This is a genomic window from Nitrosomonas sp. Nm34, assembly GCF_900113925.1.
Taxonomy (GTDB): Bacteria; Pseudomonadota; Gammaproteobacteria; order Burkholderiales; family Nitrosomonadaceae; genus Nitrosomonas.
Map to the genome: position 1 here is coordinate 19,602 of NZ_FORD01000031.1, position 11,221 is coordinate 30,822.

Annotated in this window: 10 protein-coding genes and 1 pseudogene; 6 read left to right on the forward strand and 5 right to left on the reverse strand. The window is 44.1% G+C overall.

Annotation, left to right across the window (positions count from 1 at the left end):
* The gene (locus BM283_RS11790) at positions 1–3,141 is read left to right on the forward strand and encodes an efflux RND transporter permease subunit (protein ID WP_090693324.1); all 3,141 of its coding nucleotides are present in this window, start codon (positions 1–3) and stop codon (positions 3,139–3,141) included.
* A gap of 94 nt (positions 3,142–3,235) precedes the next feature.
* Here BM283_RS11790 and BM283_RS11795 read toward each other — a convergent pair whose 3' ends face one another.
* On the reverse strand, positions 3,236–4,393 hold the full coding sequence (locus BM283_RS11795; protein ID WP_090693351.1) for a zinc-dependent alcohol dehydrogenase: 1,158 nt from the start codon (positions 4,391–4,393) through the stop codon (positions 3,236–3,238).
* Between the two features lie 319 nt (positions 4,394–4,712).
* Here BM283_RS11795 and BM283_RS11800 point away from each other — a divergent pair, with 319 nt between their 5' ends.
* Positions 4,713–5,363: a class I SAM-dependent methyltransferase gene (locus BM283_RS11800; RefSeq protein ID WP_090693326.1), complete on the forward strand. Its 651-nt coding sequence runs from the start codon at positions 4,713–4,715 to the stop codon at positions 5,361–5,363.
* A gap of 53 nt (positions 5,364–5,416) precedes the next feature.
* On the opposite strand, the gene BM283_RS20335 is transcribed toward BM283_RS11800, so the two are convergent.
* Complete coding sequence (locus BM283_RS20335; RefSeq protein WP_302848292.1) at positions 5,417–5,548, reverse strand: hypothetical protein; 132 nt, start codon at positions 5,546–5,548, stop codon at positions 5,417–5,419.
* A 300-nt stretch (positions 5,549–5,848) separates the two neighbouring features.
* Between BM283_RS20335 and BM283_RS11805 the strand changes: the two genes are divergently transcribed.
* Complete coding sequence (locus tag BM283_RS11805) at positions 5,849–6,253, forward strand: exosortase system-associated protein, TIGR04073 family (RefSeq protein ID WP_090693329.1); 405 nt, start codon at positions 5,849–5,851, stop codon at positions 6,251–6,253.
* A 36-nt stretch (positions 6,254–6,289) separates the two neighbouring features.
* Positions 6,290–7,000 (forward strand): OmpA family protein, encoded by a 711-nt coding sequence (locus BM283_RS11810; RefSeq protein ID WP_217646510.1) that lies wholly within the window; start codon positions 6,290–6,292, stop codon positions 6,998–7,000.
* Positions 7,001–7,272: 272 nt separating this feature from the next.
* Here the strand turns inward: BM283_RS11810 and BM283_RS11815 are convergent, their stop codons facing one another.
* On the reverse strand, positions 7,273–8,067 hold the full coding sequence (locus BM283_RS11815; protein ID WP_090693333.1) for a CPBP family intramembrane glutamic endopeptidase: 795 nt from the start codon (positions 8,065–8,067) through the stop codon (positions 7,273–7,275).
* Between the two features lie 863 nt (positions 8,068–8,930).
* On the opposite strand from BM283_RS11815, the gene BM283_RS11820 reads away from it, so the two are divergent.
* Both BM283_RS11820 and BM283_RS11825 read left to right on the forward strand, forming a co-directional pair.
* Positions 8,931–9,251, forward strand: a complete 321-nt coding sequence (locus tag BM283_RS11820; protein WP_090693335.1) for a BON domain-containing protein — start codon at positions 8,931–8,933, stop codon at positions 9,249–9,251.
* A gap of 205 nt (positions 9,252–9,456) precedes the next feature.
* Positions 9,457–10,184, forward strand: a pseudogene (locus BM283_RS11825) (IS5 family transposase).
* A 339-nt stretch (positions 10,185–10,523) separates the two neighbouring features.
* On the opposite strand, the gene BM283_RS11830 reads toward BM283_RS11825, so the two are convergent.
* Both BM283_RS11830 and BM283_RS11835 read right to left on the reverse strand, forming a co-directional pair.
* Positions 10,524–10,775 (reverse strand): hypothetical protein, encoded by a 252-nt coding sequence (locus BM283_RS11830; protein WP_090693337.1) that lies wholly within the window; start codon positions 10,773–10,775, stop codon positions 10,524–10,526.
* Between the two features lie 2 nt (positions 10,776–10,777).
* Entirely contained in the window at positions 10,778–10,972 is a 195-nt protein-coding gene (locus BM283_RS11835) for a hypothetical protein (RefSeq protein WP_090693339.1), read from the reverse strand.
* Positions 10,973–11,221 lie beyond the last annotated feature (249 nt).

Consider the following 11,221-nt stretch of genomic DNA (forward strand, 5'->3'; position numbering starts at 1 on the left):
ATGGTGGGAAAAATAATCGAATGGTCGGTACGACATGTGTTTCTGGTATTGCTGGCAACACTTGCTCTCATTGCATGGGGCGTGTATGCGGTATGGAAAACACCCATTGACGCGATTCCTGATTTATCCGATGTTCAGGTCATCATTTACACCGAATATCCGGGCCAGGCGCCTCAAGTAGTTGAAGATCAGGTTACTTATCCACTGACCACAGCTATGCTGAGTGTGCCGAAATCGAAAGTGGTGCGTGGGCTATCAGCCTTTGGCGTGTCGTTTATTTACGTCATTTTTGAAGATGGTGCGGATATTTACTGGGCGCGTTCACGTGTACTGGAATACCTGAATTTTGCCGCTAATAAATTACCGGAAAGTGTCAGGCCTGCCCTTGGTCCGGATGCGACCGGGGTAGGCTGGGTTTATCAGTATGCCGTTACCGCTAACGACCGTACACTGGATGAGCTGCGCAGTATCCAGGACTGGTTCTTGCGTTATCAATTGGTTGCCACAGAAGGTGTTTCAGAAATCGCCAGTGTCGGTGGGTTCGAAAAAACTTATCAGATTACGGTCGATCCACAGCACTTGCAAGCCTATGGCATACCACTCAAAACAGTAATCGATGTGGTTGCTCAGAGTAATCGGGATGTCGGCGGGCGTGTGATCGAGCTCACGGAAACCGAATATATGGTGCGTGGTAGAGGGTACCTGCGCAATATCAGTGACATTGAGAATTTGGTCGTCAAGGCGCATGAAGGTATGCCGGTATTATTGCGTGATATCGCCCGGGTAGAGCTGGTACCTAATGAGCGACGTGGGATTACTGAGCTTAATGGTGAAGGGGAAGCCGTTTCAGGCATTGCCATCGCACGTTATGGTGAAAATGCACTTGATGTCATCCACGATATCGAACAGAAAATCAATGAAATTAAATCGGGTCTGCCGGAAGGCGTTGAAATTCAATCTGTTTATAACCGATCTGAACTGATTCAGCGTGCCATCGGCACGCTGAATGAAGTATTAGTTGAGCAAGTGATTATCGTAGCGCTGGTGTGTGCCATTTTTCTCATGCATGTGCGCAGTGCCCTGGTCGCAATGATCATGTTACCGATCGGTGTGCTCATCGCGTTTATTGTCATGTTTCACCTTGGCATCAATTCCAATATTATGAGCCTGGCTGGCATTGCGCTTGCGATTGCCGAGATGACTGACGCAGCCATTGTCATGGTTGAGAATACGCATAAACACCTCGCACGTCTCGATCCGCTTGCTCCGTCCTCGGCACGTGTGGAAACCGTTGTGGCTGCATGCAAGGAAGTCGGTCCGCCATTGTTCTTTAGCCTGTTGATTATCACGGTATCGTTTCTGCCGATATTTACGCTTGAGGCGCAGGAAGGGCGTATGTTTCAGCCGCTCGCCCTTACCAAGACATTTGCCATGGCGGGGGGAGCAATCCTTTCGATCACGTTGGTTCCAGCCCTCATCCTGCTGCTGATTCGTGGCCGTATTCCGCGCGAACAGGATAATCCACTGGGCCGACTCTTAATTCGGAGCTATCAACCTGTCATTCCCTGGGTTATCAAATGGAAGAAAAGCATCCTGGTAGTTGCTCTCGTCATACTGGGCTTGACCATTTATCCAGCGCTCAGATTGGGAAACGAATTCATGCCGACGTTGAATGAAGGCACATTGCTTTATATGCCGGTGACACTCCCTGGTATCTCTATTACCGAAGCAGCAGAAATCCTGCAGACACAGAATAAAATCATTAAAAACTTTCCCGAAGTGGCCTCGGTATTCGGCAAAGCTGGGCGCGCCAATACCGCGACTGATCCGGCACCGCTGGAAATGGCCGAAACCATCATTAACCTGAAACCGGAAAATGAGTGGCGCTCTGGTATGACTATCGACAAATTGATTGCCGAGCTGGATCAGGCGCTGCAAATACCGGGTGTAGCCAATGCCTGGACGATGCCGATCAAAAACAGGACGGACATGCTCGCAACCGGTATCCGTACCCCCGTCGGGATCAAGGTATTCGGGAATGATCTCAGTGAAATAGAGAAACTAGGTGCACAAATCGAGATGGCCGTTAAAACTGTGCCAGGCACCACCAGTGCTTTTGCGGAGCGAACTACTGGCGGCTATTACCTCGATATCGAGCCAGATCGTATCGCGCTCGCGCGTTATGGATTGGCTGTGGGTGATTTGTTGGATGTCATTAAAACCGCGCTGGGAGCTGAAACGATTACTACGACCGTGGAAGGGCGTGAGCGTTATGGTGTCACCGTGCGCTATCCACGCGAACTGCGCAGTGATCCGCAAGCGATTGCGACGCAAGTGCTGGTACCCACCATGGAAGCAATGATTCCACTGGGTCAGTTGGCCCAAATCAAGCTGGTCAAAGGGCCACCGAGTATCCGTACCGAGGATGCTTTGCTGTCTGCTTATATTTTTATCGATATCCGTGATCGGGATATCGGCAGCTACATTGCAGATGCGCAGCAGGTAGTGCGCGAACAAGTTCAGTTTCCACCGGGCTACTATGCTACCTGGAGCGGCCAGTTTGAATATATGCAACGTGCCACTGAGAAATTGAAAATAGTGGTGCCGATTACCCTTTTGCTCGTATTTATTCTTATTTATTTAAACTTCGGGCGTTTAAGTGAAACTTTGATCGTGATGTTGTCGGTGCCTTTTTCCGTGGTGGGTGGTATCTGGTTGATGTATTGGTTTGGTTACAACATGAGTATCGCGGTCGCTGTGGGGTTCATTGGTTTGGCGGGGATCGCGGCTGAAACTGGTATGGTGATGCTGGAGTTCCTCGATCAAGCGCTTAATGCTATCCGGGTAAAACGCCAGGCAGCAGGCGAAAAAATCACGGTTGAAGATCTTTATACCGCTGTGAAAGAAGGCGCTGGAATGCGAATACGTCCAGTAATGATGACCATTGCAGGAAGTATTTTTGGTTTACTGCCAGTTATGTTAAGCAGTGGTACCGGTTCAGAGCTGACAAGGCGCATTGCTGCACCCATGGTTGGGGGCATGATTTCGGCTACTGTACTGACATTAATCGTTCTTCCAGCGGTCTATGTGCTGGTTAAGAAAGTTCAGATACAGCATTCATTTATAACAGAAAAAATATAATTATTTATTTTCGTAAACCAGTTTAAGGACTCTACACACGAGCTATTTTAACTAACGGTTTTTCAATCTTTAAAACTAATTCTGAAAACCCTGATCATGGCTTCAAAACCACCTTCACACAGTTATCTTCCTTATCATTAAAAATCTGATACCCTTTCGCGGCTTCGCTTAAAGGAAGACGATGCGAGATAATGTCATCCAGCACAACTTTTCCTTCTTCTACCAGATGTATCAGATGATCGATATAATTTTGTACAGGCACTTGTCCTGCTTTAATGGTAATACCTTTGTCAAAGATCTGGTGGATAGGAAAATTATCATAAGGATAACCATATACCCCTACAATAGAAACGGTACCGCCTCTGCGTACTGCATCCAGACACATACGCAGCGCATTAATGGTTCCTCTTTCGAGTCTGATGACGTTGGTAATTTTGTCCCATAAGCTGCGGTCTGCTTCCATGCCCACAGCGTCGATGCAAACATCAGCACCTCTGCCGTGAGTCATTTCACGTATTTTTTCAATTACATCTTCATCGTGCGCATTGAGGGTTTCAGTGCGACAGGTGCGTCTTGACGTTTCCAGCCGGTAATCTTCCACATCCAGGGCAATGACTCTTCCCGCACCGTGCAACCAGGCTACCTTCTGTGCCATTAATCCAACAGGACCGCAACCAAATATCGCAACGGTCTCGCCGCCTTTTAGCTGAGCCCAGTCAACAGCTGTATAACCGGTAGGGAAGATATCGGTAAGAAATAATACCTGCTCGTCGCTCATGTTATCAGGAACTTTACGCGGACTATAATGCGCAAACGGTAAACGAACGTATTCCGCCTGGCCGCCATCATAGCCGCCATACATATCGGTATAGCCGTACAGTCCGCCTCCCTTACCTTTCAATAAGTGTCCCTCCGGACCATAAAACTCAGGATTCGATTCTTCACATTGCGTAGGGAGTTGATGCGTACAGAACCAGCAATGTCCGCAGGCAATAGGGAAGGGTACGACCACCCGGTCTCCTTTTTTCAGATGAGTAACCCCGGAACCGGTTTCTTCTACTATACCCATAAATTCATGCCCTAATACCATGCTACGCGGCTGAGGAAACATGCCGTTATAGATATGAAGATCAGAACCACAGATAGCGGTGGAAGTTACTTTAAGGATAACGTCGGTTTCCTTCTGTATTTCAGGATCTTGTACGGTTTCAACTCTTACATCTTTTGGCTTATGAAATACGAGTGCTTTCATATTAAAATAAATAAAAGTTAAACAAAAAAGGGAATTTAAACTCAGCACAGCGTAGAGCATGCGGCTTTGCTTTATTTTCTGTGCTTTAGCAGTAGGAGAGAGTAACCGGCACAAAGTTCAACATCATCGCCCGGGTCAATAGAAAGACTCATGGACATAGTGATGTTGTTCCATTTCCCAATCAAACATGGCGTGAAGGTGGGCCGCAGACAATATCCATAATACAGTACGGTGAAGCCGACAAACTCAGTTTTCACTTACAAATGGAATGAATCATTGCAATAAAATAATCTTCAGCACATGAGAAAGGTTGATCATCATGAAAAAACACTCCCATTATATCCCGCCGCTTCATTTCCATTGGTTGACGCGCTGGTACGATCCGATGATGCGGCTCTTTTTTCATGAAGAAAGATTAAAGACTGCATTGATTGCACAAGCGCACATTCAGCCCGGTCAAAATGTACTGGATGTCGGCTGCGGTACGGGCACGCTCGCGATGCTGATCAAACAAACTCAACCGGATGTCACCGTATACGGACTTGACGTCGATCTTCAGGTATTGGATATCGCACGAAGTAAGGCCGAGCAGGCAGGACAAAGTATCGCCCTTCAGCAGGGTAGGGCAACTTTTCTGCCCTATCCGAATGGATGCTTCGATCACGTATTTGCCAGCCTGGTGCTTCATCATCTAACACGACAGGATAAGCAGCAAATGCTTAGGGAAGTTTTCCGCATCCTCAAACCCGGTGGCGAATTGCATGTAGCGGATTTCAGTCGCCCGCATGATCCAGGCATGTGGTTAACCTCTCTGATCGTGCGATGGTTTGAAGAAGTGCACGATCATATTCTGGGACTGTTACCGGTTTTTATGACGGATATCGGCTTCAATCCGGTAGAGGAGTCTACCTGTTACCGCACCATACTCGGCACCGTCGCTTCATATCGTGCGAGTAAATCTATAAACTGAGCCAATAAGCAGTGAGACATATCAATCGTGGAGGATGGGCCTCTCAGTCACAGTCACGCCATTAATTGCCTGTTATTCTTATTCTTTGTGGCATTCTCCCTTGTTGCCATAATGACTTCTTTAGCCTGGAACATAGCAAAGCTAGTAGTGCGGTTAATTTTAGTGCCATTTTTTGATGCATTCATTCTGCTGAGCATCCTTTGCTCACCATCTGAGCCGATCAAAAGAATAACTGAAACATTGAGTCACTGTGACTTGATAATCACCACCGATTGTATTCAGTTACGTGCTTGCACGTATTTTTTAAGTTAGCATATTCCGATAAGCTAACGGAATACCACAATACGATAAAAGGAGCATATCACCTAAAATACACTGGTCTGTAAATATGTTTTATCAAGCTAACAGCGAAGCAGGATCTGCATGTTTTTTAAACCTGTGTATGGTCTTGCGAACTATTGAATTTGAAAAACAAGGAGCTAATCATGAATAAAAGTAAAATTCTTGCTACTTGCGTTCTGGTCTGCGCACTGATGATGACATCAACGGTGCAAGCAGAAGAAGATTATCTAACCAGTTTTGGCAGCAAACTCAGCCAGGGTTTGGCGAATATGGCCTTTGGGTTCATCGAGATCCCCAAGAATGTCATCAATATCAGCAACGAACATAATATCCTTGTAGGCCTAACTTGGGGCCTTGTTCGAGGTGTTATGCATGGGGTGACTCGAACGTTTGTGGGAGGCGCTGAATTCTTGACTTCACCGTTTCCAACTTATGATTTTGCGACACCAGCTTATGTCTGGGATCGCTTCAGTGAGGACAGCCGCTATATTGGATTGAATTATCCCGGTTACTGGACTATTTATGGTCCATTGGATGATGGCAAGTAAACCTGTTTCGACTGATTCAATCAAAAGGATATTATCATGAAAAGTTATATTCACTCCTCGCTTGCGCTTTTGGTATTCCTGCTGGCAGCCTGTACCACACCTAAACAGAACACGGCTGATTTAAAAGCTGAGATTGATGCCGCTAGATCAGGCCACTATGGACAAGCCATGTTACATGCTGAGCAGTCTGCAAAAGATCTGGAAGCAGCCAATAATACATTGAGCCATCTTGAGAATGACTACTACTGGAATATCAATGAAAAACAAGAAGCCTTGAATGCTGCCAGATCAGCAGCACACCATCGTTTGGAATCGGAGAAAGAGATGTGTCAATGGCTGACTGAAGTGCATAGCCATAACCACTATAAAGGAGCAAAAAAAACACGTAAAAAGCACCATTCAGTTGCCTACTTTGAGACGGGGAGTGCTGAACCGTTTAAAACCAGAGATGAAGCCATCAGCAGAATAGGTCACTGGTTAAAAGAGCATCCCGATGCAACGGCAACTATTACTGCCTCAACGGATACTGTTGGTAAACCAAATTACAATCAGGCATTATCGGAAAGAAGGGCTAAGGCAGTGATGGAACGCTTAGTAGCAAGTGGTGCAAAACCTAACCAGTTAATTGTTAAAGCGACTGGTGAAGCTACAGGCCCTGACAACACACCAAATCAGAAAAATCGTGTGGTAAATGTGACTACTTCACAGTCTCAAGATGGCTATTTGGATTGTCCCAATTTAAAATAGAGCTTAATAACTTATCATATAAAATCATATATTGTTGATTTTGCGCTAATGCAAACACTGAGGGTCAGGCTTTACTGGTAAAAGATGGATTTCGAGCGAGGGATAATGTGACTGAGTTGCTCGAAAAAAATGCTAAGAATGTTCATTCAAAAGATGGGCTCTAAGTGTTTGCATCGGCTGCTGGTTTGTAGCCTCATATTAGCGCTACTCGGAGGTTAACACTCCATGATAATGAGGGAAAAAAGAGTCTGTAGGATCTCAAACAGACTGATTCATAGCATCCCTTTACGATATAAAACACTTAAATCCATCATGATTGCGATACCATAATGAAGCATGACCCCCGGCCAGATACTCTTGCTTTTCAGACTCATTGCGCCTAACACGATCCCGGCAACGATTGCGCCTATTGTTTCAGGTAAAGGCTTGCCAAAATGAATCATGCAATAGGGAATTGTCATGACGAATATAGCATAAACTCCAAATCTTCGTTTAGTGCCATGCAATAAAAATCCTCGGAATAAAAATTCGAGCGCAATGAACTGAAGAAAATAAAATAACTCCCAAATTACAAAATTCGGATAAAAATTCTCATTTTTTCCTATCTTATAAAAAGGATAACTTGCCAGAAAACCATCTGTCCCTGAGAAATAAACAACTAAAGGTGCCATACTGATAATCATGATTAAGTAAGGTCGATAATTGCTAAAACTGTAATTAGGAGCTAATCCGTAATTACTGAGCTTTTCTTTTATCACCAACACAATCACCAGTATCGGCAAAATGAAATAAAACAGAATAATTGAGGATGCCCAGAACATTAATTGATGTAGCTGAGCATCTGAGTGACGCAGCATGAATGATCGAAATAAGTTTGAAAGCTCGTATAGCTCTATGCTTTCCAAAAAGGATAATACAAAACGATAATCTCCAAAATAACGATTAAGGGTCAATGCTAACGCCACCACAATGCAAATCAGCGCGACTTTAAAGTTAGTTCTTTTTGTTTGCCATTGAAGTAACTTGGCAATAATCTGACTTGTTTCTGATACAAATAACCTGAGCATGCTGATCTAAAGAATAAGAAAGTAATGCTATGCAAATGATTTGTGCTACACAAATAATTTCTTCGTGGAGTGCAAGCGCGCTTAATAAAAATAGATGAATTAATCGCTTGGTTTATATGTGAGCACCTCTCGTAGTGCGCAGCATATTATCAAAAAGGTAATAATCGTCAAGAGTGCTTTACCTTGGCTGAGAGTCTGCTAATCGGTCTCAGATAGTTAGAAAAATATGTCAAAAATATGAAGTTTCTGTTTATGCCTAGGTATTAATGACAAATTATGTTTATTTACGTTGTGTACCGGAAAGCACTAGCGGTATTAGCAAAGAATGCAAGCGCTCGGATGTTCTTATGTGTGCTACTTCAACTAGATCTTCCAGTAAAGCAAAGCTTTATGGGAAGGGTAGTATTAGATTTGTCTTGTGTAGACCATACTGAAGAAAAAACCGAATAAACCGTGACTCAGTTTAATTGAGAGATTATTAATTTTAGATTTGGCCCCTCTGCTGATCTTGCGATGGTAAGAGCACCTTTGGAAAAGCTTGAGAAGGACACGCGTGTGGTTGTTTTGGTAAAACTGCGTTAGCATTATTCCTTGTCCTCAGCTCAGCGGGTATACATTTACTCGCTCACTTCTAGGAAGTAAACGCTGGTATCGTGTTATGTTTCGAGCAAAATATTTTCATCGACTAACTATTGAACTTATTTAGGAGGGAATGGAAAGGTTAAGCCCAAGGTTTATCCATGAACTTGTAATGTTATCTATCCTCTAAAATAGAGTAATGAGCATGTGTAAACCAGTTCTTTTAATCTAAAAGCATCAATGGATGTGTTTTAGTTCTACCAATTCTTTAGAAGGGTTTTAGCATGAAACAACTAAATAACCGTTTTTTTAATTTCTTCTCAATTGTTCTAATAGCTTTTTTCCTGGGTGGCACATCAACCTCTATGGCAGAGACAACTGGACAATATAAGGATGATTCTGACATTACTGCGAGGGTCAAAAAAGCAATTCACCTTGAGCCTACTTTGAAATTGTCTGAAATTAAAGTAGAAACTTTAAATGGTGTGGTACAACTGAGCGGCTTTGTCAGTTCTCGTGCCGAGATGGACAAAGCGGTAGAAGTTGCGCGTAGGACTCAGGGCGTGCATTCTCTCAAGAATGATTTGCAGGTCAAGCAACCATGAATTAGTGCATTTGAGTGAGTGGTAAAGCTTATTTGGTTTGCCTCAAAAATGTGCTAAAACTTGTCTCATTCCAGACGATAAATAATTTGTATTAATGTTGTTAGGGTCTGTTGACGTTTTAAGATAAGTATTTCATAGATAAAAACAAGCTTGTCATATTGGGGTCCCTACACCACCAACAAAACGAGTTCGCGATGCCTGAATGATGCTCAATGATGAGTACGGGTCGAAGCTGGAGAAGATTCTTCTTCAAGAATCGATTGATAACAAGCGCAATCTGCGCATGACGGTAGAAGGCATACTGTATCGGGCTGTCCATGGCGCGATCTGCCCCGGGTGTTCGGCTGCTGGAATTCTATCTATAAAAGATTCCATGCCTGGTCATTGAGCAGGAAATGGCTCAATGTTTTCAAAGCATTGGCTGTTGATCTGGATTGGGAATGGAGATTTATGGATGGCAGTTATGTTAAAGCGCATCAACATAGTGCGGGAGCAGCGAGTCAAGCATCGCAGGCTATCGGGAGAAGCCGTGCAGGCAATACCACCAGGATCCATTTAGTGGTCGATGGTTATGGCTTGCCAGTTGAGTTTGAAATCACCGGTGGAGAAGTCAATGACTGTTCTGCTGCACCTGATTTGATTGCCAGGTGGCCTGACGCAAAAGCAATAGTTGCAGACAAGGGCTATGACGGCGAATGGTTACGGGAACAGATAACGAAGAAGGGAGCTCGGGCTGTGATACCGGGAAAGCGCAACTCGCTGAAGAGTAGTGCAGATATGGATTGGGGTTTATATCAATACCGGCATTGGGTGGAGAATGCTTTTGCCAGGCTAAAGCAGTATCGGGCAATAGCAACGCGATACGACAAACTGAAACGAAATTACGAGAGTAGGGTAGCCATAGCGTGTGGATATCTGTGGCTACCTATGTGAAATGTCAACAGACCCTAGCATTAAATTTTTTGGAACTTCTTTATTGAGAATGAGTCTTATTAGAACTTCTATCATGTAGGAGTGCTTCCGTACATATCTGCTGAATGATGTTCTCCCACTATGTCATCGGTTATGTATATATGTTCTTCCTTCCTTGCGGTGCATAGTTAATTGTTTCTTACCTCCTTTCTATAGCTATGCGCCGCGTCCCAATGATTTTGCTGTAAGCATAGTGATATGCGAGAAACACATACTGGGATCGACTAGCTGGAAATATCCTATTGTATTGTCTAGGCCACTGATCGAGACTAAATTTGCTGATGTAATTCTATTTCTAAATCAAACATGACGCGAAGGTGAGCCGCAGACAGTATAAATAATACGGCAAGGTAAAGCTGGCAAAGTCTGTTTTGATTTTAGTGATGGAATATCGCGTAAGCGCTCAAAATCACCTGATAATTTCATCTCAGCGATAGTTCTTTTAAACTGACGATGATCTATTGCTCCAAGAGATTTGAGTGCGTCATCAAGCTTTCTCTTCAAAGATAAGATCGCTGCATCTGCGTTTGAGATGATCGGCAATAATTTCACTTTCAGCTTTCAGCTTCCAGCATGCGACCATCTGCGCGACAAATGAATAAGAGAATATCTAATGAATCTACCTCACATCCGAGTGCGCTCCATACTTTTCCCTTTCTGCTGTTTTCGTACTGTGCTATGGTATGCTGAGCTACATTCTCAATGACCTCGCCAGCTTCAGTATTCAACTGCCTTTTGGATGCCATCATTAATAAATGAACGATGTATACTTCTCGTGAATCAAAAATTGGTTTAAGTTAATGCGACATAGTTGTGAATATATTAGAATTTTAATATGTCATCACATTACCTGCTCACTGCACAAGAAATTGCCAATTTAGAGGTGGCGCACCGTCAAACCAAAGACAAGCGTTATGCTGACCGGCTAAAAACGGTCTACCTGTTAGGTAAAGGCTGGTCGGTTACTCAAGTGGCTGAAGCGCTCATGATGGATCGGG

Excerpts from the sequence above, each read along its gene's own strand:
- BM283_RS11790 (WP_090693324.1), top strand. The coding sequence starts at position 1 with ATGGTGGGAAAAATAATCGAATGGTCGGTACGACATGTGTTTCTGGTA.
- BM283_RS11795 (WP_090693351.1), bottom strand. The coding sequence starts at position 4,393 with ATGAAAGCACTCGTATTTCATAAGCCAAAAGATGTAAGAGTTGAAACC.
- BM283_RS11800 (WP_090693326.1), top strand. The coding sequence starts at position 4,713 with ATGAAAAAACACTCCCATTATATCCCGCCGCTTCATTTCCATTGGTTG.
- BM283_RS20335 (WP_302848292.1), bottom strand. The coding sequence starts at position 5,548 with ATGAATGCATCAAAAAATGGCACTAAAATTAACCGCACTACTAGCTTT.
- BM283_RS11805 (WP_090693329.1), top strand. The coding sequence starts at position 5,849 with ATGAATAAAAGTAAAATTCTTGCTACTTGCGTTCTGGTCTGCGCACTG.
- BM283_RS11810 (WP_217646510.1), top strand. The coding sequence starts at position 6,290 with ATGAAAAGTTATATTCACTCCTCGCTTGCGCTTTTGGTATTCCTGCTG.
- BM283_RS11815 (WP_090693333.1), bottom strand. The coding sequence starts at position 8,067 with ATGCTCAGGTTATTTGTATCAGAAACAAGTCAGATTATTGCCAAGTTA.
- BM283_RS11820 (WP_090693335.1), top strand. The coding sequence starts at position 8,931 with ATGAAACAACTAAATAACCGTTTTTTTAATTTCTTCTCAATTGTTCTA.
- BM283_RS11835 (WP_090693339.1), bottom strand. The coding sequence starts at position 10,972 with ATGATGGCATCCAAAAGGCAGTTGAATACTGAAGCTGGCGAGGTCATT.